Here is a 25373-nt window from a genome sequence, read left to right as displayed (position 1 = left end):
AACGCTTAGTCATTCAAGAATCCCACCCGTACACCGCAAGGTGGAAGGCTTGCGGCTTTAGCCGTGGGAGTCTCAACTGTAAAATACACACTTTAAAAGACGAGTCAGCTTGTAGGCTGGCACCGCTTCTGGTACGATACTTGAAGTGCTGCTCCTATGATGTTGGAGGTTTTATGAAACATAACAAAAGTATTTTGAAAAAAACAACTGTCGTCGACTTCAAGCAAGATGCCGCTTTTTTTGTCGACCGGGGAATGCGCTTTTTGAACCGGTACGACTATGAAAAAGCACTGCGGTCGTTTCGGCGCGCCGTTGAGATGGAGCCTGCCAATGTGGAATGCCATTGCCACCTGGCCAGTGCCCTCGCCGAAACCGGACAGTTTGAAGCATCGAATGAAGTCCTGTACGAGATTATAGAAAAATGGGACCCGTCCATGGTAGAAGTGTACTTCTACATGGCGAACAACTACGCCAATCTGGAAGACTACCAGATGGCAGAAGAAATGGCCGTCCGTTATCTGCAAGAGGCGGGCAACGGGCATTACCGCGAGGAAGCGGAAGAACTGCTCGATTACATTTACTTCGAGCTGGACTTGCCGCCGCGCCACTTCCAGCCGAGTGAAAACGAGGATGTGTACAGCAAGCATGAGCGTGCACGCCGCAGTCTGGAGGAAGGCCGCTTCCTGGAGGCGCTGGATATATTGAAAGAAATCGTGGAAGCCGACCCCGACTTTTTGCCGGCCTGGAACAACTTGTCGCTCGCCTATTACTATGTGGGCGATTTCCAAAAAGCGATGGAGACGATCGACAAGACGCTGGAGAAGGAGCACGGCAACTTGCATGCGCTGTGCAACCTCGCCGTTTTGCTCTCCCATCACAACCATACAGTAGAACTGCTGGCGTTGATGGACATGCTAAAAAAGGTCGTTCCGTTTCACCCGGAAAACACGTACAAGCTGGCAACGACCATGGGAGTGCTTGGACAGCATGACGAGGCGTACTTCCACTACCAGCGGATGCTGCGGGCGGGCCGTCCGCACGAAGCCTGCACCTACCACTATGCGGCGATCTCCGCGTACTTGAGCGGGCGAAAAGACCAGGCTTTGCGCTGGTGGCAAAAAGCCAAGCAGATGGACCCGGAATCCGGAATTGCCGACCAGTACATCCAGATGGTAAAAAACGAGCAAGAAGGGGAAACTATAAAGCCGATTCCGTACCAGTACAACCCGCCGCAACGCGACGTGTCCTGGGAAAAGGCGCCGTTTACCGGAGTAGAGGACTTCAAAAACGATCCGATGATTCGCGCATCGCTTTTGTGGGCCTTGCAGCATGGACGCGACGAAGTCAAATTTGCCGTTCTGCAAACGTTGTCGTTGATTGGCGATGATGAGGCTGAGCACGCTGTTCGCCAATTTTACTACCAGACCGACAATCCCCAACTGCAAAAGCTGGCTCTGCTGGCGCTGGCAGACATGGGAGCGGCCATGCCCGAGGATGCGCCCAAATCGGCTGTAAAAGGGCACCAAAGCAGTGCCGTTCAGGCTGAGATGAGCGTAGAAGAAGGGATTCACCGCTACCTGCTCGCAGAAGGACAGCAAGAGGCCGGAGAATGGTGCCTGCGCGTCTGGGAAAAGCATCAGAAATACGCACAAAGCCAAGTACAAGTGCGGAAAGCAGTTGCATGGATCGCTGCATTAGAATATGTATACGGAACAATAGGGAACAACAAAAAATCGCAAGCGTATCTGGCCGAGAAATACGGGATCTCCACGGCAACCGTAGCAAAATGCGTCAAAGTATTGTCGACACTTGATTTTAAATAGATTATTACATTATAATAATTTTAAATAAAAGAAGCGTGTCAGACGAGGAGGCAACAGATATGAGCGAGCAAAAAGTTTATGACGTTATCATCGCCGGAGCCGGCCCTGCTGGTATGACGGCTGCTGTATATACTTCCCGCGCCAACATGAGCACTCTGATGCTGGAGAGAGGTATTCCTGGCGGCCAGATGGCCAATACGGAGGAAATCGAAAACTATCCAGGCTTCACTTCCATTCTCGGTCCTGACCTCTCCACCAAAATGTTCGAGCATGCGCAGCAGTTCGGTGCAGAGTACGCCTACGGCGAGATCAAGGAAATTCGCGATGAAGAACCGTACAAACGCGTAATCACTGGGGACAAGGAATACTTGGCCAAAGCGGTAATCGTTGCAACAGGTGCCGAGCATCGCTTGCTCGGAGTGCCAGGGGAAAAAGAGCTGTCCGGCCGCGGCGTTTCCTACTGCGCTGTGTGCGATGGCGCTTTCTTCCGCAACAAAGAGCTGGTTGTCGTAGGCGGCGGCGACTCCGCGGTAGAGGAAGCCGTTTTCCTTACCCGCTTCGCTTCCAAAGTGACGATCGTCCACCGTCGCGATCAGTTCCGCGCGCAAAAAATCTTGCAAAAACGCGCTTTTGAAAACGAAAAGATCGAAGTGATCTGGGATTCCGCTGTAAAAGAAATTCGCGGAGAAGGCAAAGTGCAGTCCGTCCTCCTGGAAAACACCAAGACTGGCGAGCAGCGAGAGTTTGCGACAGACGGCGTGTTCATCTACGTAGGTATGGACCCGTTGACCGAAAGCGTGCGTTCGTTGGGCATTACCAATGACGCAGGGTACATCCTCACCGACGAAAAAATGCACACCAAAGTAAAAGGCGTGTTCGCAGCCGGTGACGTTCGGGAAAAAATGCTGCGCCAGGTCGTGACAGCAACCGGAGACGGTTCCATTGCGGCCCAATCGGCTCAACACTACGTGGAAGAGCTGAACGAAAAGCTAAAGGAACAAAATGTCACAATCTCTTAACGTGCTTGTAACATGAGTGAAATAATTCAAGGGTAAGATAAAGACAATGAATTGACCCCCTTATCTATATAAACATTGTTGCGTGGCTGGCATTTCAGTCGCGCATCTTTTTTTGTCCAAAAACAGCTTGTTCGCGAGCGGAAACGAAAGCTGGGAAAAGTGGGGAAGCGCCCAAAAAGGTGCGAATAGGGGCGCGAGTATGGTATGCTATTGTCAGAATCGTAGGAGGCGAGTTGCGTGACGGAATTGGGAAACGACAAGGCCATTAATCTCCTGATTATTACCGGAATGTCAGGTGCGGGAAAAACAGTTGCTGTACAAAGCTTGGAGGACCTGGGTTATTTTTGCGTTGACAACCTGCCCCCAGTACTGATTCCCAAATTTGCCGAGTTGGTCAAACAGTCTGGCGGGAGTATTGAGCGTGTCGCTTTGGTGATCGACTTGCGTGGACGGGAGTTTTTCGAAAGTCTCTCCGTGACGATCGAGAGCCTGGATCAGATGGAGGGGTTGTCGTATCACATCCTCTACCTCGATGCGAACGACCAAACGCTGGTTTCCCGTTACAAGGAAACTCGTCGCAGACATCCGCTTTCACCGAACGGTTCCCCTCTGGAAGGAATTCATGCTGAGCGCCGTCTGTTGCAGGAAATGAAGGGCTGGGCGCATCAGATTATCGATACGAGTCAAATGAAGCCAGCGCAGCTTCGGGAAAAAATCATCAACCAATACGCACAACAAGGATCACCCCTTACGATCAATGTATTGTCGTTTGGCTTTAAATACGGTACGCCGATTGACGCGGACTTGATGTTTGATGTCCGGTTTTTGCCGAATCCGCATTATGTAGACGAGTTGCGGCCCAAGACCGGATGCGATCCAGAGGTGGCTGATTACGTGATGAAGCACAAGGAAACCAAAGAGTTCATCGAGAAGCTGACGGACTTTTTGGCGTACACCTTGCCTCATTACCAGCGCGAAGGCAAAAGCCAGCTTGTGATCGGAATCGGCTGTACGGGCGGAAAACACCGCTCGGTCGCGATTGCAGAGCATCTGGGCCAGACCTTCGGAAAAGATTTTACTATCCGCGTCAGTCATCGAGACATGGAAAAGAACAAGTGAGCATAGGATGGCAGGAAGAAAAACGTTAGGTCATCCGCAAGAGAACGCCACCTGTTTATTTGTATCAGAAATAATGAGGTGACATATGCCTACTAAGGGAATGGGGAGGCTGCAGTCAAGGCCATTACGAATTGTCGTCATTGGCGGAGGAACGGGTCTGTCCGTCCTTTTGCGCGGTTTGAAGCATGAGCCGGTGCATATTACAGCGATTGTAACCGTAGCAGACGATGGGGGAAGCTCGGGACGTCTGCGCGAGGAAATGGATATGCTGCCGCCCGGAGATATTCGCAATGTGCTGACTGCTTTGGCCGATACGGAGCCGTTGATGGAAAAAGTCATGCAGTACCGTTTTTCCTCAGGCACGGGATTAGCAGGGCATAATTTGGGAAATCTATTACTTGCCGCAATGAACGAAATCACGGGAGATTTTGTCACCGCAGTCAAAACATTGAGCGGAGTTTTGGCGGTGCGTGGAGATGTGCTGCCTGCGTCCACGCAATCCATTCGTCTGAAAGCCGAAATGACGGATGGCTCAATCGTGATCGGAGAATCCCAAATACCGCTGACAGGCAAGGAAATCAGACGGGTTTTCCTTGATCCGGCAGACGCTGTGCCGCTGAGCGAGGCGCTTTTGGCCATTGCTGAGGCGGATGCCATTTTGATTGGACCGGGCAGTTTGTACACGAGCATACTGCCCAATTTGCTGGTGCGCGGTCTGTTTGCTGCGATCAAGCGCTCAACGGCCCCGAAGATTTATATTTGCAACGTAATGACACAGCCAGGAGAGACGGACGGTTTCACCGCCTCGAAGCATGTGCAGGTCATGTACGATCATGTAAAAGAATCATTTCTGGATACGATCATTGTCAATTCAGCCGAGCTGCCGAACCACGTGTTGGAAAAATACGCGGAGAAAGGAGCGGCTCCTGTCCCCTGTGACCTGAAAAAGCTGCGTCAGCTCGGCTTGCATATTGTCGCAAAGCCGTTGGTTACATTTGAGGATGGTTACCTGCGTCACGATGCGCATGCCGTGAGCAAGCAAGTCGTTTCACTCGTCAAGCGCAGACGGAGGGTGCTGAAGATAGAGAAGGAGTAGTGAGGTTCGATGTCATTCGCCGCGCATACCAAAAAAGAACTGACCATGATGGAGGGCGCCGACTGCTGTAGCAAGGCCGAATTGTCTGCCTTGATCCGTATGAACGGGAGCTTGCAGTTCGGAGCAGGACGCCTGGTGCTGGATGTGACGACGGAAAATGCGGCGATTGCCAGAAGGATTTACACCTTGATTAAAAAGCTGTTTCAGACGCACTGCGAGCTGCTCGTTCGCAAAAAGATGCGGCTGAAAAAGAACAACGTCTACATCGTGCGAATACCTAACCAGGCCAATGAAATTTTGCAAGACCTGGCGATCATGGACAGCAGCCTGTCGTTCGTACCCGGGATCGCTCCCGAGATTGTGAAAAAGTCGTGCTGCCGGGCTGCCTACCTGCGCGGTGCTTTTCTGGCAGGCGGTTCGGTCAACCATCCGGAGGCATCCAGCTATCATCTGGAGATATTCACCTCCTATCAGGATTTTTGCGAAGCATTGACCAAGATCGCCAATCGGTATAAACTAAATGCCAAGTGCATCGAGCGGAAAAAGGGGTACGTCCTCTACATTAAAGAAGGCGAGAAAATCACGGAGTTTTTGAGCCTGATCGGAGCACACCAGGCTCTGTTGTATTTTGAGGACGTCCGGATCGTAAAGGACATGCGCAACTCTGTGAACCGTTTGCACAATTGCGAGATTGCCAACATCAACAAAACGGTAAACGCTGCCACAAGACAAATGGAAAACATTCAGCTCATCGACCAGGAAATCGGGCTGGAGAACTTGCCCAGACGTCTGCGTGAGGTAGCCGAACTTCGTGTGGCACACCCCGACATCAATTTGAAAGAACTGGGGGAAATGGTCCCAAGCGGAGTTGTCAGCAAATCGGGAATTAATCACCGCTTGCGAAAAATTAACGAAATCGCTGACAAAATACGTGAAAAACAAAATCTTTCGTTGTAGATGCATGATATACTAAAGGATAATAGTCTACAAGGTTAGGAGGTCCATTCATGGTTCAACAGCAGGTTGTGGTTCAGTTGAAGACCGGTTTGCAGGCTCGTCCGGCTGCCTTTTTCGTACAAGAGGCCAACCGTTTTGTATCGGAAGTATTCGTAGAAAAAGGCAACAAAAAGGTCAACGCGAAAAGCATCATGGGTATCATGAGCCTCGCCATCAGCTCGGGAACGGAGATTACCATCTTGGCAGAAGGGCCGGATGCCTCCCAGGCAGTTTCGAGCCTTTCCAATCTGGTAAGCAAAGAAGAGTAGAAAACGATGGACGAAAGACACTGTCCCTTAATCGGGGGTGTCTTTTTTTGCGTCCATGCATCATTTTGCGTGGCGCAGGGTATTGCTAAACAATGTAGAGCGCAATAAAGGAGGAATGACTCATGAGCAATCGTGACACGTGTCGGGATAGCTGCAACGAAGGTCGGGATGCATACGACATGGACATCGACCGGATGATAAATGAAGGACTTGGCGGCGGAATCGTTTCCGATCAGAACGGCTTGATCGAGGAAACGAGCGTGGATACGATGACAGGGGCAAGCTCCGCGCAGCAAGCCTTAGACGACGAGCGATAAGAGGGAAGAACCTATGGATCTGACAAGAGCGCAGGCTATTCTTTATTCTCCTGAAAAAATCAAGGTAGAATACCAAGGCGAGTCGGTGTGGATCGATGCAGTCGACGAGAAGACGTCTACCGCGCGCATTCATCAGGAAAGAAACCCCGGCAACAGCTTGACTGTGTACGTCAGTCAGTTGGAAGAAGTCTAAGTCTACCCTCGCAAACGAAACAAAAGCGTAGCTGGCAAGCCGAGCGCGGGACGTCCTGGCGTTTTCACGGCTGCTTTGCCAGCGAATGATAAGGGCGTGCCGACAGGGGACCACCGAGGCACATACAGCGCCCTATAAAAAAACACTCGTGCCAACAATTCGATGGGCACGAGTGTTTTTTGACGCAGACGTTACTTTTTCGAAGAAGGCTCGGAAGTAATGACTTTGTCGATCAATCCGTACTCTACTGCTTCTTGGGCAGAGAGGAAGTTGTCGCGATCCGTATCCTTCTGGATGCGCTCCAGCGGCTGTCCTGTACGCTCAGCCAGGATGGTGTTCAGGTGGTCGCGCATTTTCAAAATGCGTTTCGCCGCGATTTCGATATCGCTTGCCTGACCTTGTGCACCGCCCAATGGCTGGTGAATCATCACTTCGCTGTTTGGCAGCGCATAGCGTTTGCCTTTTGTTCCGGCAGCGAGCAGGAAAGCGCCCATCGAAGCGGCCATTCCGATACAAATGGTGGAGACGTCTGGCTTGATGAAGTGCATCGTATCGTAAATCGCCATTCCGGCAGTGATGGAACCGCCAGGACTGTTTATGTACAGATGAATGTCTTTCTCCGGATCTTCCGCCTGAAGGAACAACAGTTGGGCCACCACAATGTTGGCTACCGTGTCATTGATGGGGGTTCCCAGAAAGATGATGCGGTCTTTGAGCAGGCGCGAATAAATATCGTAAGCACGTTCACCGCGGTTGGTCTGTTCAATGACAGTTGGAATCAAATTCATGTGCATCTCGTCTTCCTCCTCTCTTTGTAAGATTATCATACACAAAAGGTCAATGAAGGTCAAACACATAAGTGCACGCCCTCACTACCATGTTTGCCATTTTGCCTCTCCCTAAACCTATGGCAAAAGGAAAGCATTCATTCTTCTTCCGCGTCGTCTGCTTCCGTCAGGTCGACAGCCAGCTTGAGCGTCGCCTTCATCTTTTTCCCCTTGATGATCGTATATTCCTCCACCTGCTTGGCCGAAAGCTGATTGATGGCCTCTGCCAGCTCCTGCTGATTTTTGTACGGCTGGATGGTCAGCAAACATTCTTCATCGCTGGCTTCCTGGTAAATCAGAAAAAAACGATCGCTCGCCATGAGAGCTTCCTCCGTTCAAACAAAGTTATCCACAGTTTTATCAACAGGTTGTGCACAAAAACATTTGTTCGCGGGATAGCACGCCTGATTTCCATAGTTTTGGCATATTTGGCGTCTCGTTAACATAGGAAAAGTATGGAATGAAAAAGAGGAAAAAGCAGATATGTGTCGAAAATGATAAAATTGGAATTCATTTCATAAAAATCGAGGGGTGTTTAGTATGCTTCGCAAGTTTTCCACATTGATGCTTACAGCCGCTTTGCTGACAGGAAGTGTTGCAGCGACTGCTGCTTTTGCCCAACAGGCACCTGCACAGCAACAACTGAAAATCAAAGTTGAGCTGAATGGCAAAGAGCTGCCGTTTCCTCAAGACATCGTAACTGAAAACGGAGTGGCTTATGTAAACGCAAGTACGTTGGCATTGGCACTCGGAGGCGCAGCAGCATGGGATACCATGACCAAATCGCTTCTGGTTTCCAAAGATAACAAGTACGGCCTGCGCATGTATGAAAACAGCACGTTTGCTTACAAAAACGGCAAGGAAATCCGCGTGCCGAACCCGCCGCGTGCAACTACCGGAGCTGTGCTGGTACCATTGGTGTACATCGCACAAGAGCTGGGTGCCAAAGTGACTTACGATGCGAAAACACTCACCTACAAGCTGACAACCGAGATCAATTCGTAACCTTTTGGATGATTCCTCCGTTGTGATTGCCTTCGCGCTTCTCGTATAATAGAGAAAAAGCAGGCGCAATCGAGAGGGGACTTACACTCATGCAAGGAACCACGTTTGCCAGTGTAGCGATGCTGGTTGGCTTTGTAGTATTGGCCATATACGTTACGTGCAAAGCGTATTCCCAAAAATACAAAGAGTAATAATATTTTTCCATAAAAACGACCACTCTTGCGGGATGTGGTTGTTTTTATTTAATTTTCTGAAAATATACTGCACGGAAATATAAACCAAGGCAATAAAACAGGAGAAATATTATCATTTCTATTGCAAATTTTCTAAAATATCCTACAATGAAAGAGTGCATCATAGTTTGTTCGTAAATAAAGAGGGGGATGTTTTGCTATGAAAAAACAGAAATCACTGTCAATTCTGGCTGCTACGGTAGCACTGGGGACATTGCTTGCAGGTTGCGGCGGCGGTCAATCCAGCGCCCCACAATCGAACAGCGGAGGCGGAAGCACCAGTGGCGGCGGAGCAGGGGAGAAGCTGGTTATCGCCGTAGTCGGTCCGATGTCCGGCCAATATTCCGATTATGGAAGCACAGCCAAAGCAGGTGCGGAATACGCCCTGAAGGAAAAGCAGGAGGCGTTCAAGGCGCTCGGCTTTGACGTACAGCTTTCCGCACAAGACGACCAGGCTGACCCGAAACAAGGGGTAGCCGTCGCCCAAATGTTGATTTCCAACCCTGATGTGGTAGGTGTCGTCGGCCACGCAACAACTGGTGCCTCGATTACTGCCGCTGCCCAATACGATCAAGAAAAGCTCGTGATGGTATCTCCATCCGCAACAGGTTCTGACCTGACTGAGCAAGGCAAAAAGATCGTACACCGCATCTGTGCGCGTGATGACCAGCAAGGCTCCAAGGCAGCCATCTACGCGAAAAACCAGCTCGGTGTAAAATCGGCGTTCATCATGCACGACAAGGCTGCTTACGGCCAAGGTCTTGCGGAAGAAGTGAAAAAGCAGTTTGAAGCAGACGGCGTGCAAATCGTCGGCTTCGAAGGCGTAACCGCAGGCGAGAAAGATTACAGCGCGGTCATCAACCAGATCGTGTCGAAAAATCCGGAAATGATCTACTTCGGCGGCTACTACTCCGATGCTGGTATCATCGTCAAGCAGGCGCGCGAAAAAGGCTTCAAAGGCATCTTCATGGGTGGAGACGGCTACGACTCCGCTGACCTGGTGAAAATCGCCGGCGCTGAAAATGCGAACAACGTCGTCTTCACCTCGACTGTCGGTGACGTAGGCGCTACAGAAGAAGGCAAGAAATGGATCGAAGACTTCGAAAAATCGACTGGCAACAAAGTGGGGATCTTCACATCTTTCGGTTATGATTCCATGGGCGTAATGCTCAACGGTCTGGAAGAAGCGATCAAAGCGAACGGCGGCAAAAAGCCAACCCGTGAGCAAGTGCTGGAAGCCGTGCACAAAACAAAAGACTACAAAGGCAAATTCGTAAACGTGACCTTCAACGAAAAAGGCGACAACGAGTTCGCGTCCGTCTACGTGTACAAATACGAAGACGGGAAAAAAGTTTACATCGGCGAAGCGAAGTAATCGGTCGGTAGGAACGAGCCGTTTGGGACATACTACGTTTGGCACGAAGACCAGCTAGAAGGAGGCATTCGCATGTCAAACAATCGCAATACGAAAAACGGCGGCAATCAAGGGCACAGCAGCAAGACCCAGGATACCCAGAAGCAAAAGTCCGAACGAGATCGCAACCTGAACAAGCAAGACCCGCAATAAGCGAAAAGCAAAAAGCCCACCCAAGCGAGCTTGACGCTCCTGGGTGGGCTTTTGCGATCTTACCAGATTCCTTGCTTGCTCGGCAGCCGTTTTTCCGGGTGGCCGTAGCCTTGGTGCTTGCGGCTTCTCAGATTTTTCGCCTGCGATTCGCGAATTTTGGCGACGAACTCGCTCGTGCTCATTTTGGTAAAGTCCATAGGGCACCTCCATCTTCCACGCTGTTTGGCTTGACGCCTTTTTAGGATGGCCCTTTTTGCTCGTGCGCAATCGGGAGCGTAATTTTTACAGTCGTGCCCTCATTGCGTTTGCTGGCGATTTCCAGGTGGCCTCCGTGGTCTTTGATGATTTTGCTGCTAATCATCAGGCCCAGGCCGGTTCCGTTTTCCTTTGTAGTGAAAAAAGGATCGCCCAGCTTCGGAATCAGCTCTTCCGGTATTCCGCAGCCGTTGTCCGCGATCGTAATCAGTACCTCCTGATCGGCCTTTGCGCTGGTGGCAAGCATGATCTCGCCGTGTCCGTCAATCGCTTCGAGCGCATTTTTGACGATGTTGATAAACACTTGCTTCAACTGGTTTTCTTCGCCGGAAATAACGGGGGCATACTCAAAAGACGTGTGAATCGGAATGTTTTTCAGGTTCGATTCCGATGCCAGCAAGGTCAAGACGTTTTCCAGCAAGGAGACAAGGGAAAGCGACTTGATCTGGACGTTGTGCGGCTTGGAAAGCACGAGCAGCTCGCTGACGATGAAGTTGATCCGGTCCAGCTCCGAGAGCATGATGTCCGCGTACATTTGTTGCTCGCTCAGCGTCGGCTTCAAAAGCTGGATAAAGCCTTTCAGCGAAGTGAGCGGATTGCGAATCTCGTGCGCGATGCCCGCGGCCAGCTCGCCGATCACCGAGAGCTTCTCGGCCTGGCGGAGCAGCAGCTCGTTGTTGCGGCGCTCGGTAATGTCGCGGGACACGATGATAAAGCCGTCGCACTCGCCGCAGTCGGTCAAAATCGGCGCGCCTTTTGCCTCCAGAACGATCCAGTCGCCATGCGCGCTCCGGTAGCGAAATTCGCAGGTGCGAGGCTCCAGCGTCCGGACCAGATCGTGAAATTGCTCGCGGACACGCTCGACGTCTTCCGGGTGAACGCATTGGAAGCACATTGGCCCGGCGTGCTGGCTCGTCCCTGTGACCCGCTCATAGGAAGGCGAGAGGTGCACGATCTCGCCATGCTTGTCGGTAATCAAAATCAAATCGTCGGTATGCTCGGCAATGATTTTGCTTTCCTTTTTGATGCGGGACAAAGCCGCCTCGGAAACTTTGCGTTCCGTGACGTTGCGGGACACAAACATGATGTTTTTGACGGTCCCGTCTTCCTGGACCATGGGAATGCCGCGCGTCTCGAAGGAGATCCACGCGCCGTTTTTATGCCGGGAACGAAGCTCGAGGAAGACGGGCTGTTTGGTTTGGAAAATTTCCCGCTGTTTGGCCAGGAGCAGAGGGAAGTCTTCGGGATGAGTGATTTCCAGGCTGCCCGGAGAGACGAGCTCGGCAGGCGAGTAGCCGAGCTGCTGCTCGATGGATGGAGAGACGTATATCCGCTGCAGCGTCTCGTCGAAAATCGTCACAAGGTCCTGGGTATGGTCAATCAACAGCCGATACTTGGTTTCGGTCTGGCGCAGCGCTTTTTCGATCCGCTTGCGGTCGGAGATATCGCGCGTGACGCAGGAGGCCGCGATAATGGTGCCATTTTCGTCCCGGATGGGGGTTGCGGACAGCGTAACTTCTACGAGTGTCCCGTCTTTGCGCTTTCGCACCGTCTCGTAGTTGGTCAAATGAACGCCCATGCTCCTGACGGCGTCAAACAGTTGTCTCGTTTCGTTGACGAGCTCGTCCGGGATAAAACAGTACGGAGAAGCGTCAAGCTCCTCCAGCGACCACCCGTAATATTGCTCAAACGCTTGATTGACCAGCACGATGCGGTTGTCCATGTTGCTGATGGAGATGGCATCTGTCGTATAGTGAAAAAACGCTTTCAAAATCTGGTCGGGAAAGAGGAGACTCGTCATCTGGCGCGGAACATGCTTCTTTTTCCACGTAAACGTGGGCTTTAGCTGATCTGTCATAAATATCCTGCCTTGCGGTTCAATTATTTGGATAGTCGTGTCGAGATAGTATTCGTGTTGTTGACGGTGTTTTCCTATCGCCAAAATTAGAATATAGTGGGATTGGCTGGTACTTTATCGTTGGTAAACGGTTGAAGGTTCAAAAGCGCCGAAAAAATAGGCTATAATGTAGGGAGCAAAAACTGGCGGGGGTGTATGCATGAGCACGGGGTTTATCATCGTTCTTGTCCTGACGTTTGTTCTTATCATCGGGGCCACGATTTTGGTTACGAATAAAGCTTATTCCCGGAAACCGGAGCAGATTGATCCGCTGCCGGGGAAAGACGCGGCGAGCAAAGAGCTGGATCAGTAGAGCGGAAAAAATCAAGCCTGCGGCGAGGATGGCGCTGCGCAGGCTTTTTTGGCGCGAAAAACAGGGCTGTAAACAGAAAAAAGACTGGAATGCATCCAGTCTTTTTCGTATGGTACGCCTGAAGGGAATCGAACCCCCGCACATGGTTCCGGAGACCATTGCTCTATCCACTGAGCTACAGGCGTGCAATATAATGGGTGACACTAATTAATTATAAGTCATCCACGGGGAAAAATGCAAACGAAAAACGAGATTTTGTGTGATTTTTTTTCATGAGTGTGAACAGGAAGCAATCTCAATTTTTTGTGTACGCTCTTCAAAAATTGGCAGGAAAATTGCAAGAGAGAACGAATATAATGAAAATTAAAGAGACATTCGCAAGAAGCAGTGGGAAGGGGGCGAGCTTCATGAACATGGGATTGGGTTTGTATCAGGAACAGACGCTGAAACTTGTGATGACGCCGGAGTTGCGTCAGGCCATTACTATATTGCAATACTCTGCTGTTGATCTGATCTCCTATTTGCAGGATCAGGCCAACGAAAATCCTGTATTTGACCTGGAAGTGGCAGCGGAAGTGGCTACGGCAAAAGCAGAAAAGCCGGCGCCGGAAATCGACTGGAAGGAAATCGTCGGAAACCGCGCGACAGGCGATTATTCTCCGGCAAAAAATGAAAGCACTTACAACCCGCTGGATTACGTGCAGCAAGGCAACGAAAACTTGTATGAGCATCTGGAGCGGCAGCTTGGCTATGTAAAAGGCTTCTCGCCTCTGCAAAAGCGAATCGCACTGTTTTTGATCGGAAATTTGGACGAAAAAGGCTATCTGGAAATTACGCTGGAGGAAGCGAGCCGCAATCTCGGGGTAGACGTGCCGGAGATTGAGGATGTGCTGTCGGTGTTGCAGCATTTTGATCCGGTAGGCGTGGCGGCGCGTAGTCTGGAGGAATGTTTGCTCTTGCAGTTGGAGCACCTGGCCCTCGACGACGAAAAGATCGTCCTGGTCGTGCGCAACCATCTGCAAGACCTCGCCGACAACCGCTACCAGCGCATTGCCGACAAAGTGGGCTGCACGCCGCAGGAAGTGCAGACGATGGCGGATTTGGTCCGCACGCTGAATCCAAGGCCCGGCGCCCAGTTTTCCCAGGCGGAGACGAGATACGTCATCCCGGACGTGACGGTGGAAAAGGTCGGGAGCGAGTACGTCGTGCTCGTCAACGATGTGGCGGCGCCGCGTTTGAAAATCAACAGCTTTTATGAGAAAATGCTTAGTCAGCAAAAAAGCCAGGAAGAGGCGAAGCAGTTTATCCACGACAAGCTTAACGCTGCGATGTGGCTGGCGAAAAGCCTGGAACAGCGCCGTCTGACGCTGATGCGCGTCACCCAGGCGATCGTGGACATGCAGCGCGACTTTTTCGACCGCGGCATCCATTACTTGAAGCCGATGACGCAAAAGGAGATCGCCGAGCGGGTCGGCTTGCACGAATCGACGATCAGCCGTGCGACCAGCAACAAATACGTGCAGACTCCGCGGGGCATTTTTGAGCTGAAATACTTCTTTACTTCCGCGCTCACCACTTCCAGCGGGTCTGCGACATCCTCGGAGAGCGTCAAACGCAGAATCAAGGCGTTGATTGAGCAGGAGGATCGCAAGGCGCCGCTGTCTGACCAGAAGCTGGGGGAAATGCTGCTTGCGGAAGGAATCGAAATTTCTCGCCGCACGGTCGCCAAGTACCGCGAAGAAATGCTGATCCCGTCCTCTGCAAAACGAAAGAGGTTTTAAACGACAATGAACAACAAGCAGCTTGAGGTCGTCCTGTACGGACGGAAAAAATGCCATTTGTGCGACGATGTGGAGCTTGCCATCCGCAGTCTGGCGGAGGAGTTTCCGTTGCAACTGCACATCGTGGACATTGAGAGCGACGCACAGCTTCACGAAGAAATGATGCTGGTGATTCCGGTAGTGGCGATCGACGGAGAAGTAGTGTTCCGTTCGATTACGCATGTAGTGACGATCGAGGAGCTGCGGGCTGAGTTTCGGAAGCGCCAGTTGACCAGTTGAATGGAAGAAAAGCTCCCCCTGCCAAGATTGGGCTAGGGGGAGCTTGCATGTTTTTCGCCGATATGCTACATTCAAGGTGTAGCAAGTGATCTTTTTTTTGCACCAATCGGGACAAAAAATGTATATACAGGGACAAAAAACGTCCCGATCAATTTTACAGCCAAGGATGTAAGCACATGCGACGATTACTGGAACTGCAGCAAAAGCTGCTGCCTGATCTGACTCAGGTCTTGCGCGAGAGGTATATGCTGCTCCGGTCGATCTACCACTTGCAGCCGATCGGACGCAGAGGGCTTGCGCAAGCGATGAATACGACAGAGCGTATTTTGCGGGCGGAAGTCGAGCTGTTGAAGGAGACAGGGCTGTTGACGGTTACCGCCGCAGGGATGCACCTGAGCGGAGAGGGGCAGCAGGTGCTGGATGACATGGAGCCGCTCGTAGGCGAACTGTTTGGCCTTACAGACTTGGCAGAAGGTCTGCAAAAGAAGCTCGGCATCCCGGAAGTGATCGTGGTGCAGGGCGACGCAGACCAGTCGCCGTGGGTCAAGGATGAGCTGGGGCGCGTAGGAGCGAGAGTGCTGAAGCAGGTCGTTCAGGAGGGAGATATTGTCGCCGTGACAGGCGGCACCTCCATCGCAAGCGTAGCCAACCACTTGACGCCTTCCGCTTCGTTCAAAAATGTGCAGTTTGTGCCCGCACGCGGCGGCCTGGGCGAGAGAGTGGAGCTGCAAGCCAACTCGCTTGCCGCTGCCATGGCTGCAAAGACTGGCGCTACTTACCGGCTGCTTCACGTGCCGGATCGCCTGCATCCGGAAGCCTTGCAGACGCTGCTCAAGGAGCCGCAGGTGCAAGATGTGCTCTCGCTTTTGCGGGATACGCGCATCGTGCTGCACGGCATCGGCGACGCCCTCGCAATGGCTCGCCGCCGCAATTATTCGGAAGAGGAGCTCGCTGATTTGGCAGAAGCCGGGGCGGTGTCTGAGTCCTTCGGCTACTACTTTAATGAAGCGGGCGAAATCGTCCACCGGATGCCGACGATCGGGCTGCAACTGGAGGAAGTGCACAAAGCTGAAACGGTACTCTCCATAGCGGGGGGCGAAAGCAAGGCAAAAGCGATTCTTTCCTTTGCCAAACAATCGTGTCAGAATGTACTCATTACGGATGAAGGGGCTGCAAGAGCCTTGTTGTCCGCACGATTGTAACGGAAGGAAGCTGATCGTATGTCTATGGCGCAGGTTATGCCCATCCTGGCGATGATTGCAGGAATTGTGCTCAGTTTGTCACTCGGTTTTCCGATTGCGCTGGGGATTGTTTTTGCGATCCTGGTCACACTGGTTAGTGTGAGCAAACTGGGCTATTCCTTGAAGCAGCAATTCTCGTTTGGCTGGGAAGGCGTCAAGAAGACGAAGCCGGTTCTCATGATCCTCTTCTTGGTGGGCGTGTTGATTCCGCTTTTGATGATGGGAGGAACCATACCCGCGATCATTTACTACGGGTTGTCCATCGTCAACGTCGACTATTTGTTTGTTCTCTCCTTTTTGCTGACAGGAGCGGTCAGTTATCTGCTGGGGACCTCTGTTGGCACCTTGAGTACCATCGGCCTGTCGCTGATGGGGATTGCCCATGCGGCAGGCATTTCGCCAGCGATTGTCGGTGGCGCGTTGATCTCCGGAGCGATGGTGGGAGAGCGGTTTTCGCCGATTTCCAGCAGCCGGCTGCTCGTCCTGTCCAATGTCGGAATGACAGAAGAACAGGACAGGCGAACCAGGCGTCCTGCCATGCTCGCGACAGGCATATGCGCCGTGCTGTTTCTCCTCATGGATCTGTTTCGCACACAGACCGGTTCCGGCGAGATGATTTCGTTGTATCAAGGGCTGTTGTCCAGCCACTTTTCGCTAAATGGGTTGCTCATGCTGCCGCTGATTGTCCTGATCGGGTCTTTCGCCCTGCGAGTAAAGGCCGTGACCGCGCTTTTGTACGGAATCGTGGTCAGCGCCGTCATGGTGGGCATTCACGGACAGCTTGACGCCAAGACGTTTTTTTCCGCCATGCTGTACGGATACGAGCTGCACTCGGGCACACCGCTCGATCAGCTTGTGCACGGCGGCGGGATGGTTGCCATTTTGAACGTTCTGCTGCTGATTGTCCTGGCAGGCTTTTTGAACGGCATTTTGAACCAGGCCAACATACTTACTCCGATTGTCGACAAATTGATGGGCAATACGAAAAATCCGACCGTACTGGTAGCAAAAGCGGCAGCGTTGTCACTTTTGGTCGTCATTATCAGTTGCAACCAGACCATTCCGATTCTGGTGCTTGGCTCGACGCTTCTCGAGCGGTTCTCGCAATGGACCGGCGGACGCGAGCTGCTGGGCAAAACGATGCTGGACTCCACGGTTGTCATGCCTGTGCTGATCCCGTGGAACGGCCTGTCGATGGTGATGGCTTTGACGCTCGGCGTTCCTACTGTACAGACGTTGCCCTTCGTGTTTTTCAGCATTGTATTGCCGATTGTCACGATTCTCTCCACCCGAGGCTTTTCGCCGGAAGGTGGGTTTATAGCCACAAAGAATAAAGCTAGCTAACGAGCAGGAGGTTTTTTCTCATGGTAAAAGTAGGGATTAACGGTTTTGGACGAATTGGTCGCAACGTGTTCCGCGCAGCACTCAGCAATCCGAATGTAGAAATCGTAGCCGTAAACGATTTGACTGACGCGCAAACGCTCGCTCATCTGCTCAAATACGATTCCGTGCACGGTGTGCTGGACCTGCCTGTAGAAGCGGGCGAAAACACGCTGATCGTGGGCGGAAAAGAAATCAAGGTTCTCGCTGAACGCGATCCTGCCCAACTGAAATGGGCCGACTACGGAGTAGAGATCGTCGTTGAGTCTACAGGCCGATTCACCAAGCGCGAAGATGCGGCGAAGCACCTGGAGGGCGGAGCGAAAAAAGTCATCATTTCTGCTCCTGCTACGAATGAAGACATTACGATCGTCATGGGCGTAAACGAGGACAAATACGATCCGGCGAAGCACACCGTCATCTCCAACGCGTCCTGCACAACCAACTGCCTGGCGCCGTTTGCCAAAGTGCTGAACGACAAGTTCGGAATCGTGCGCGGTCTGATGACCACCGTGCATTCCTACACCAACGACCAGCAAATTCTCGACCTGCCGCACAAAGACTTGCGCCGTGCCCGCGCTGCTGCGGAAAACATTATCCCTACCTCCACAGGGGCAGCAAAAGCAGTGGCACTCGTGCTGCCTGAGCTGAAAGGCAAGCTGAACGGCTTCGCGATGCGCGTACCGACTCCAAACGTGTCGGTTGTCGACCTGGTAGCCGAGCTGAAAACCGATGTTACGGTAGAAGAGATCAACAACGCGCTGAAGGAAGCGGCAGAGGGTCCGATGAAAAACATCCTGGGCTACTCCGAAGCTCCGCTCGTCTCTTCCGACTACAACGGCAACCCGGCGTCCTCCACAATCGATGCGCTGTCCACGATGGTCCTGGAAGGAAACATGGTGAAAGTCGTTTCCTGGTACGATAACGAGTGGGGTTATTCCAATCGTGTCGTAGACTTGTGTCATTTTGTTGCACAGCGCGGCTTGTAACACGTAAAATAGAACTGTTGTGAAAAAGGGAGAGCAATCTCCCTTTTCCCATATGTTTTTTCCGAATAAAAAGCCAATGATTTGGGAGGATCGTTCATGAACAAGAAATCTATCCGCGATGTTGAGCTGGCAGGCAAGCGCGTATTTTGCCGTGTCGACTTTAACGTGCCGATGCAGGACGGGAAAATTACCGATGATACTCGCATTCGCGCTGCTGTGCCAACTATCCGTTTCCTGATGGAAAAAGGGGCCAAAGTAATTCTGGCAAGCCATTTTGGCCGTCCGAAGGGGCAAGTAGTGGAAGAGATGCGTCTTACTCCTGTCGCTTCCCACCTGTCTTCGCTTTTGGACAAGGAAGTGCGCAAGCTGGATGATTCCATAGGGGCAGACGTAGAAGCGGCAGTCGGGCGCATGGAAAACGGAGACGTGATCCTGCTCGAAAACGTGCGCTTCCATGCGGGAGAAGAAAAGAACGATCCGGAACTGGCAAAAAGCTTTGCGGCGCTGGCCGATCTGTTTGTCAATGACGCTTTTGGGGCAGCACACCGGGCACACGCTTCCACAGCGGGAATTGCCCAATACATACCGGCTGTAGCGGGGCTGTTGATGGAAAAGGAAATTCGCTTCCTGGGCGGAGCCTTGTCCAAGCCAGAGCGTCCATTTACGGCAATCGTCGGCGGCGCAAAAGTAAAAGATAAAATTGCTGTGATTGAGAACTTGTTGACCAAGGTTGACCACTTGATTATCGGCGGCGGCATGGCAAATACATTCCTCAAGGCACAAGGCTATGGCATCGGCGCATCGCTGTGCGAGGATGACAAGCTCGATCTGGCTCGTAGCTTGATGGAGCAGGCAAAAGAGCGCGGCGTCGAGCTTTTGATGCCAGTCGACGTCGTTGTGGCAGACCGCTTTGCGGCTGACGCGGAGAAAAAAGTCGTTTCCATCGATGCGATTCCGGATGGCTGGATGGCGCTCGATATCGGGCCAAAAACAGTGGAACAATACCGTAGCGTGATTGTCGAGTCCAAAACGGTCGTTTGGAACGGACCGATGGGCGTGTTTGAAATGGACGCTTTTGCAGAAGGCACAATCGGCGTCGCCAAAGCGATGGAAGCGTGCGCGGGTACGACCATCATCGGCGGCGGAGACTCCGTGGCTGCGGTGGAAAAAGCGGGCGTAGCCGAGCAGATGACCCACATTTCTACAGGTGGCGGGGCGTCGCTGGAATTTATGGAAGGCAAGGAGCTGCCAGGCGTAGCTGTGCTGGCAGATCACGAATAAGAGCGAAGCGGGGGAGTTTGCATGCGGACACCAATTATCGCGGGGAACTGGAAGATGTTCAAGACGATTGCCGAGGCGAAGGCGTTTGCGGAAGAAGCCAAGGCTGGCAACAGCACTTCCGGGGTACAAAAAGTCATTTGCGCGCCATTTACAGCTTTGGCTGCCTTGAAAGAGGCGTTTGCCGGCACAGATATTGCCGTTGGCGCGCAAAACATGCATTTTGCCGAGCAGGGTGCATACACCGGGGAAATCAGCGCGGCGATGCTGAAGGAAATCGGCGTGGAGTACGTGATTCTCGGCCATTCCGAGCGTCGCCAATACTTCAATGAAACAGATGAGAGCGTGAATCAAAAAGTCGTAGCTGCGCTTGCGGCAGGTCTGGTGCCGATCGTGTGTGTCGGCGAAAGCCTGGAGCAGCGGGAAGCAGGCGAAACTGCTCAAGTTGTGCGCACGCAGACGGAAGGGGCGTTTGCGGGCCTGACAGCCGAGCAGGTGGGAAAAAGCATCATCGCCTACGAACCGATCTGGGCGATTGGCACAGGCAAGTCCTCGACTGCCGAGGATGCCAACGAGACGATTTCGTTGATCCGCAGCGTGGTCGCGGAGCGCTTCGGCCAGGCGACAGCGGAAGCCGTGCGTATTCAGTACGGCGGCAGCGTCAAGCCGGAAAACATCGCCAGCTACATGGCGCAGCCGGATATCGACGGTGCGCTGGTCGGCGGAGCGAGCCTGGCTGCGGACAGCTACTTGCAGCTTGTGGCAGGTGCGGCCAAGCGATAGGAGGAGGAGAAACAGATGGCACAAAGACCAAAGCCGGTAGCGCTGTTGATTCTGGATGGCTTTGCCTTGCGCAGCGAAACGTACGGCAACGCGGTAGCGCAAGCGAACAAACCGAACTTTGACCGTTTCTGGAACGAATACCCCCATGCGACGCTGGAAGCGAGTGGACTGGCTGTCGGATTGCCGGAAGGGCAAATGGGGAACTCCGAGGTAGGACATCTGAACATCGGTGCAGGCCGTGTCGTCTATCAAGATTTGACCCGCATCACCAAGTCGATTCGCGAAGGCGCCTTTTTTGAAAACGAAACATTGGTAGCTGCCTTCGAGCACGCGAAGCAAAACAACAAGCAGCTCCACCTGTTCGGGCTATTGTCCGACGGCGGCGTGCACAGCCATATCGAGCATTTGTACGCGATTTTGGAGCTGGCCAAGCGGCAAGATTTTGACCGCGTCTACATTCACGGCTTTCTCGACGGCCGCGACGTATCGCCGGACAGCGCCGTTGGCTACATTGAGCAACTGCAAGCGAAGATTGCGGAAATCGGCGTAGGCAAAATCGCAACGGTGCAGGGCCGCTACTACGCGATGGACCGGGACAAACGCTGGGAGCGCATCGAAAAAGCGTATCGCGCCATGGTGTATGCGGATGCTCCCGCTTACCGCGATCCGATCCAGGCGGTCAAAGAGTCCTACGAAAAGTCGATCATGGACGAATTTGTCATGCCGACAGTGATTGTCGGCGACGACGACAAGCCGGTGGCGAAGATCGAAAGCGGCGACTCGATCATCTTTTACAACTTCCGTCCTGACCGGGCGATCCAAATTTCGCAAGCATTTACGAACGAGGACTTCCGCGGCTTTGATCGCGGCGAGGGACGCCCGCGCGATCTGCACTTTGTCTGCCTGACCCATTTTTCCGAGACGGTGAACGGATACGTGGCCTACAAGCCTTCCAATCTGGACAACACATTGGGAGAAGTGCTTTCGCAGCACGGATTGAAGCAACTGCGCATCGCCGAGACGGAGAAATATCCGCACGTGACTTTCTTCTTTAGCGGCGGGCGCGAGCAGGAGTTCCCAGGCGAGACGCGCATCCTGATTCCTTCGCCAAAAGTGGCAACCTACGACCTTCAGCCGGAAATGAGCGCTCCCGAGCTGACCGATGCGGTTGTCGCAGAGATTGAAGCGGAGAACTTCGACGCGATCATTCTCAACTTCGCCAACTGCGACATGGTCGGCCACTCCGGGAAAATGGAGCCGACGATCAAGGCCGTCGAAACCGTTGACGCATGCCTGGGCCGCGTAGTTGACGCGATTCTCGCCAAAGGAGGCGTGGCTGTCATTACAGCCGACCACGGCAACGCCGATCTGATGCTGGATGAGGAAGGACGTCCGATCACCTCGCACAGCACGTATCCTGTTCCTGTGATTGTGACCAAAGCAGGAGTGAAGCTGCGGGAAGACGGTATTTTGGCCGATCTGGCTCCGACCTTGCTTGACCTGCTGGGAGCCGAGCAGCCAGTGGAAATGACAGGCAAATCGTTACTTGCAAAATAGCCCACTCTGGGACACACTGATAGATGACCAGATGCTATCAAATACTTGCGGGGCACCTCGCATACCAAAAGGAGATGGATCGAGAAATGGCAATCATTACTGACGTTTATGCACGCGAAATCATGGATTCCCGCGGCAATCCGACCGTGGAAGTGGAAGTATATCTCGAAGACGGTTCGATGGGCCGCGCAGCCGTTCCATCCGGGGCGTCTACAGGTGCTTATGAGGCAGTAGAGCTTCGCGACGGCGACAAAGCCCGCTACCTGGGCAAAGGTGTTCTGAAAGCCGTAGAAAACGTCAACGAAATCATCGCGCCTGAGCTGATCGGCATGGATGCTCTGGATCAGGTAGGCATCGACATGGCGATGATCCAGCTCGACGGCACGCACAACAAAGGCAAGCTGGGCGCAAACGCGATCCTCGGCGTCTCCATGGCGGTAGCACGCGCTGCTGCTGACTCCCTCGGAGTGCCTCTCTACAACTACTTGGGCGGCTTCAACGCAAGAACATTGCCAGTTCCGATGATGAACATCTTAAACGGCGGCAAGCACGCAGACAACACAGTAGACATCCAGGAATTTATGGTTATGCCAGTAGGCGCAGAGTCTTTCAAGGAAGCGCTGCGCATGGGCGCGGAAATTTTCCACTCCCTGAAAAAAGTGCTGCATGACAAAGGTCTGAGCACAGCAGTAGGCGATGAGGGCGGCTTCGCTCCAAACCTGAAGTCCAACGAAGAAGCGATCACGACCATTCTGGATGCGATCAAGGCTGCTGGCTACGAGCCGGGCAAAGACGTGTTCCTCGCGTTAGACGTAGCAGCGACCGAAATGTTCAAAGACGGCAAATACCACTTCGAAGGCGAAGGCGTTGTGAAAACAACCGAAGAAATGATCGCGTTCTACGAAGACCTGGTAAGCAAATACCCGATCATCTCCATCGAAGACGGCTTGTCCGAAGACGACTGGGATGGCTGGAAAGCGCTGACTGACAAGCTGGGCAGCAAAGTACAGCTCGTGGGCGACGACCTGTTCGTGACCAACACCGAGCGTCTGGTGCGCGGTATCGAGTCTTCCACAGGCAACTCCATCCTGGTAAAAGTAAACCAGATCGGTACCCTGACAGAGACGTTTGAAGCGATCGAAATGGCGAAGCGCGCAGGCTACACAGCGGTTATTTCCCACCGCTCCGGCGAAACCGAAGACTCCACCATCTCCGATATCGCGGTAGCTACCAATGCGGGACAAATCAAGACAGGTGCGCCTTCCCGTACCGACCGCGTAGCGAAGTACAACCAATTGCTGCGCATCGAGGACGAACTGGCTGACACTTCCCGTTTTGGCGGACGTGCTGCATTTTACAACCTGAAAAAATAAGGCCATCGGCCAGCAAAAAGAAGCGGTACCTGCGCAGACGATGCGTAAGGGCCGCTTTTTTCATAGAGATAAGATTCTTATCCAGTATAAGTGCAACTAAGGCTGCGCCAAAGGCTCGACGCAGCCAAGTTTTCTCATGCGCAGAGAGATCGCTACTGTAGCCTGGGACAGTTTGGCGGCAGGCGAAAAGGGGTGCAGTCCAAAGCGAGCTTGCGAGGGGGAACGGGGATGGAAGCGGGGCGCGGCGCACACATCCGGCCTATGACCTCTAAGACGACAGGCGCCTCGACGAGAATCTCCAGGCAGAGGAAGACATCCAGCTCAACTGCACCCGTCTGCTGCAACAGCGCAGGATTCGGACGGCATTCCGCAGCGGCGAGCCGGCATGTGATGTTTTCGTGGTCCAACGGCTGTGGCAGGCTGAGCGCTACTTCTTCCTCCAGGCAGAGCGGCGCGGGAAGCTCGAACAGCAAATCGCCATCGACGAAAAAAAGCACGCTGAGCGTTGCCTCGACAATGAAGCGGGCAATCGCGATCGGCACGCGCTGGCTGCCTGCCATGTGAACAGCTTGCCGGACGGGAGGCAGCAGGCGGCAGGAGACAGGCAAGCAGGAACAAGGGTGGTCAGGAGGCAGACATTGTACAGATAGCGGCAGCCCGGCACGCAGTCTGTCGTGCAGGGATGAGCGCAAAGGCGCGGGGACAGGGAGCCGGGCGCGGCAATAGCTCGTGACGAACACCCAATCGTACAGTTTTGGCAGGTGAATGTACTGTTCGCGTATCGTATATGGCAAGCTGGCTCTCTCCCTTCCGCATGGCAATGCGTGTCATTTCTACATACTATGGGCGATGCGGGCAATAGGCATCTGCGGATGTTTTGCTTTTGACATAAAAAAGGACTGAGCCTGTGCGAGAGGTTCAGTCCTTGTGGAGCGGCTGCCGCTTTACGACATCGCGACTGCTTTTTCTTTTGTCTTCACGCTGCCAGAGCCAATCCGGCACTTGCTGTAAGGAATGCACATCGGCGTGCCGTACAGCGGGTCCAGGGTGATCTGGCAGTCCATATCAAACACGGTGCGCACGAGGTCGGTCGTCAGGATTTCTTCCGGCGCGCCCTCGGCCACGACTGTCTGGTTGTGCACGGCGACGATATGGTGCGCGTAGCGGCAAGCGAGATTCAAGTCGTGGAGGACCATGACGATGGTGCGTTGTTCCATTTCATTCAGCTCATACAACAGGTCCAATATTTCAATCTGGTGCGACATGTCCAGATACGTCGTCGGTTCGTCGAGCAGAATCGTTTCGGTCCCTTGCGCCAGTGTCATGGCGATCCAGGCCCGCTGGCGCTGACCTCCGGAGAGGCTGTCGACAGAGCGGTTGGCCAGCTCGGTAAGCTGGGTAGCGGCCAGTGCTTTTGCGACCATTTGCTCGTCTTCCTCTGACCATTGCTGCAGCCAGTTTTGATAAGGGTAGCGTCCCTGCTTGACCAGTTGCTGAATCGTCAAGCCTTCCGGGGCGGTCGGGCCTTGCGGGAGGATAGCCAGACGTTTTGCTACTTCCTTCGTAGACCGCTTGGCGATTGATTCACCCTCTAGCAAAATGGCTCCTTCCTTCGGCTTCAGCAGGCGAGCCAGCGAGCGCAGCAGTGTCGATTTGCCGCTGCCGTTGCTGCCGATGAAAACCGTGATTTTTCCACGCGGGATATTCAGGTTGAGTGCTTCGATGATGTTGCGTTCCCCGTAGGACAAGGTGAGGTTGCGGGTTTCCAAAGCTTGCATGAGGG

Annotated in this window: 26 protein-coding genes and 1 tRNA gene; 20 read left to right on the top strand and 7 right to left on the bottom strand. The window is 53.1% G+C overall.

Features of this window, described 5'->3' with window-relative positions:
• Nucleotides 1-173 precede the first annotated feature (173 nt).
• The 8 genes from AC3WQH_RS20140 to AC3WQH_RS20105 all read left to right on the top strand — a co-directional run bounded on the left by AC3WQH_RS20140 (nucleotide 174) and on the right by AC3WQH_RS20105 (nucleotide 6832).
• Nucleotides 174-1823: a tetratricopeptide repeat protein gene (locus AC3WQH_RS20140; protein WP_005826902.1), complete on the top strand. Its 1650-nt coding sequence runs from the start codon at nucleotides 174-176 to the stop codon at nucleotides 1821-1823.
• A gap of 35 nt (nucleotides 1824-1858) precedes the next feature.
• Nucleotides 1859-2842, top strand: coding sequence for a thioredoxin-disulfide reductase (gene trxB, locus AC3WQH_RS20135; RefSeq protein WP_255344297.1), 984 nt, complete (start codon nucleotides 1859-1861; stop codon nucleotides 2840-2842).
• Nucleotides 2843-3079: 237 nt separating this feature from the next.
• Entirely contained in the window at nucleotides 3080-3961 is an 882-nt protein-coding gene (gene rapZ, locus AC3WQH_RS20130) for an RNase adapter RapZ (protein WP_007782163.1), read from the top strand.
• An 85-nt stretch (nucleotides 3962-4046) separates the two neighbouring features.
• Nucleotides 4047-5057, top strand: coding sequence for a gluconeogenesis factor YvcK family protein (locus AC3WQH_RS20125; protein ID WP_025848983.1), 1011 nt, complete (start codon nucleotides 4047-4049; stop codon nucleotides 5055-5057).
• A 9-nt stretch (nucleotides 5058-5066) separates the two neighbouring features.
• Nucleotides 5067-6014 carry a DNA-binding protein WhiA gene (gene whiA / locus AC3WQH_RS20120; protein WP_005826906.1) on the top strand — a complete coding sequence of 316 codons (948 nt, stop codon included), beginning with the start codon at nucleotides 5067-5069 and terminating at the stop codon, nucleotides 6012-6014.
• Between the two features lie 50 nt (nucleotides 6015-6064).
• Nucleotides 6065-6322, top strand: a complete 258-nt coding sequence (locus AC3WQH_RS20115) for an HPr family phosphocarrier protein (protein ID WP_005826907.1) — start codon at nucleotides 6065-6067, stop codon at nucleotides 6320-6322.
• Between the two features lie 122 nt (nucleotides 6323-6444).
• Nucleotides 6445-6639, top strand: a complete 195-nt coding sequence (locus AC3WQH_RS20110) for a hypothetical protein (protein ID WP_005826908.1) — start codon at nucleotides 6445-6447, stop codon at nucleotides 6637-6639.
• A gap of 13 nt (nucleotides 6640-6652) precedes the next feature.
• Nucleotides 6653-6832 carry an H-type small acid-soluble spore protein gene (locus tag AC3WQH_RS20105; RefSeq protein WP_005826910.1) on the top strand — a complete coding sequence of 60 codons (180 nt, stop codon included), beginning with the start codon at nucleotides 6653-6655 and terminating at the stop codon, nucleotides 6830-6832.
• Nucleotides 6833-7023: 191 nt separating this feature from the next.
• Here the strand turns inward: AC3WQH_RS20105 and clpP are convergent, their stop codons facing one another.
• Nucleotides 7024-7659 (bottom strand): ATP-dependent Clp endopeptidase proteolytic subunit ClpP, encoded by a 636-nt coding sequence (clpP, locus tag AC3WQH_RS20100; protein ID WP_255320479.1) that lies wholly within the window; start codon nucleotides 7657-7659, stop codon nucleotides 7024-7026.
• Nucleotides 7660-7757: 98 nt separating this feature from the next.
• On the bottom strand, nucleotides 7758-7979 hold the full coding sequence (locus AC3WQH_RS20095) for a hypothetical protein (RefSeq protein ID WP_005826913.1): 222 nt from the start codon (nucleotides 7977-7979) through the stop codon (nucleotides 7758-7760).
• A gap of 220 nt (nucleotides 7980-8199) precedes the next feature.
• Here AC3WQH_RS20095 and AC3WQH_RS20090 point away from each other — a divergent pair, with 220 nt between their 5' ends.
• Nucleotides 8200-8664, top strand: coding sequence for a copper amine oxidase N-terminal domain-containing protein (locus AC3WQH_RS20090; protein ID WP_005826915.1), 465 nt, complete (start codon nucleotides 8200-8202; stop codon nucleotides 8662-8664).
• Between the two features lie 393 nt (nucleotides 8665-9057).
• Entirely contained in the window at nucleotides 9058-10272 is a 1215-nt protein-coding gene (locus tag AC3WQH_RS20085; protein WP_007782179.1) for a branched-chain amino acid ABC transporter substrate-binding protein, read from the top strand.
• Nucleotides 10273-10523: 251 nt separating this feature from the next.
• Here AC3WQH_RS20085 and AC3WQH_RS20080 read toward each other — a convergent pair whose 3' ends face one another.
• Nucleotides 10524-10661 (bottom strand): DUF4023 domain-containing protein, encoded by a 138-nt coding sequence (locus AC3WQH_RS20080; RefSeq protein ID WP_005826919.1) that lies wholly within the window; start codon nucleotides 10659-10661, stop codon nucleotides 10524-10526.
• A 41-nt stretch (nucleotides 10662-10702) separates the two neighbouring features.
• A complete protein-coding gene (locus AC3WQH_RS20075) occupies nucleotides 10703-12577 on the bottom strand; it encodes a PAS domain-containing sensor histidine kinase (RefSeq protein WP_005826920.1) in 1875 nt (624 codons plus the stop codon).
• A gap of 199 nt (nucleotides 12578-12776) precedes the next feature.
• On the opposite strand from AC3WQH_RS20075, the gene AC3WQH_RS20070 reads away from it, so the two are divergent.
• Nucleotides 12777-12929, top strand: coding sequence for a hypothetical protein (locus AC3WQH_RS20070; RefSeq protein ID WP_005826922.1), 153 nt, complete (start codon nucleotides 12777-12779; stop codon nucleotides 12927-12929).
• Nucleotides 12930-13039: 110 nt separating this feature from the next.
• On the opposite strand, the gene AC3WQH_RS20065 is transcribed toward AC3WQH_RS20070, so the two are convergent.
• A tRNA-Arg gene (locus AC3WQH_RS20065) sits at nucleotides 13040-13114 on the bottom strand.
• A 222-nt stretch (nucleotides 13115-13336) separates the two neighbouring features.
• Here AC3WQH_RS20065 and rpoN point away from each other — a divergent pair.
• The 9 genes from rpoN to eno all read left to right on the top strand — a co-directional run bounded on the left by rpoN (nucleotide 13337) and on the right by eno (nucleotide 23590).
• On the top strand, nucleotides 13337-14710 hold the full coding sequence (gene rpoN / locus AC3WQH_RS20060) for an RNA polymerase factor sigma-54 (protein ID WP_007782190.1): 1374 nt from the start codon (nucleotides 13337-13339) through the stop codon (nucleotides 14708-14710).
• 6 nt (nucleotides 14711-14716) lie between these two features.
• Nucleotides 14717-14989 (top strand): glutaredoxin family protein, encoded by a 273-nt coding sequence (locus AC3WQH_RS20055; RefSeq protein WP_005826926.1) that lies wholly within the window; start codon nucleotides 14717-14719, stop codon nucleotides 14987-14989.
• A gap of 176 nt (nucleotides 14990-15165) precedes the next feature.
• Nucleotides 15166-16191, top strand: a complete 1026-nt coding sequence (locus AC3WQH_RS20050; RefSeq protein WP_005826928.1) for a sugar-binding transcriptional regulator — start codon at nucleotides 15166-15168, stop codon at nucleotides 16189-16191.
• Nucleotides 16192-16209: 18 nt separating this feature from the next.
• Entirely contained in the window at nucleotides 16210-17574 is a 1365-nt protein-coding gene (locus AC3WQH_RS20045) for a Na+/H+ antiporter NhaC family protein (RefSeq protein ID WP_026558093.1), read from the top strand.
• Between the two features lie 20 nt (nucleotides 17575-17594).
• Nucleotides 17595-18599: a type I glyceraldehyde-3-phosphate dehydrogenase gene (gene gap, locus AC3WQH_RS20040; protein ID WP_005826932.1), complete on the top strand. Its 1005-nt coding sequence runs from the start codon at nucleotides 17595-17597 to the stop codon at nucleotides 18597-18599.
• A gap of 96 nt (nucleotides 18600-18695) precedes the next feature.
• Nucleotides 18696-19880, top strand: a complete 1185-nt coding sequence (locus tag AC3WQH_RS20035) for a phosphoglycerate kinase (RefSeq protein ID WP_005826935.1) — start codon at nucleotides 18696-18698, stop codon at nucleotides 19878-19880.
• 21 nt (nucleotides 19881-19901) lie between these two features.
• Complete coding sequence (gene tpiA, locus AC3WQH_RS20030; RefSeq protein ID WP_005826937.1) at nucleotides 19902-20660, top strand: triose-phosphate isomerase; 759 nt, start codon at nucleotides 19902-19904, stop codon at nucleotides 20658-20660.
• A gap of 15 nt (nucleotides 20661-20675) precedes the next feature.
• Nucleotides 20676-22217 carry a 2,3-bisphosphoglycerate-independent phosphoglycerate mutase gene (gpmI, locus tag AC3WQH_RS20025; protein ID WP_197187492.1) on the top strand — a complete coding sequence of 514 codons (1542 nt, stop codon included), beginning with the start codon at nucleotides 20676-20678 and terminating at the stop codon, nucleotides 22215-22217.
• 86 nt (nucleotides 22218-22303) lie between these two features.
• The gene (gene eno, locus AC3WQH_RS20020) at nucleotides 22304-23590 is read left to right on the top strand and encodes a phosphopyruvate hydratase (RefSeq protein WP_492332227.1); all 1287 of its coding nucleotides are present in this window, start codon (nucleotides 22304-22306) and stop codon (nucleotides 23588-23590) included.
• Nucleotides 23591-23742: 152 nt separating this feature from the next.
• Here the strand turns inward: eno and AC3WQH_RS20015 are convergent, their stop codons facing one another.
• Both AC3WQH_RS20015 and AC3WQH_RS20010 read right to left on the bottom strand, forming a co-directional pair.
• The gene (locus AC3WQH_RS20015; RefSeq protein ID WP_155808715.1) at nucleotides 23743-24384 is read right to left on the bottom strand and encodes a hypothetical protein; all 642 of its coding nucleotides are present in this window, start codon (nucleotides 24382-24384) and stop codon (nucleotides 23743-23745) included.
• Between the two features lie 150 nt (nucleotides 24385-24534).
• On the bottom strand, nucleotides 24535-25368 hold the full coding sequence (locus AC3WQH_RS20010; RefSeq protein ID WP_007782211.1) for an ABC transporter ATP-binding protein: 834 nt from the start codon (nucleotides 25366-25368) through the stop codon (nucleotides 24535-24537).
• Nucleotides 25369-25373: the final 5 nt, after the last annotated feature.

The sequence above is a fragment of the Brevibacillus sp. FW301-21C12A genome, from assembly GCF_058788915.1.
The sequence above is the reverse complement of the archived record's forward strand: the minus strand, read 5'-3'. Positions and strand labels throughout refer to the sequence as shown.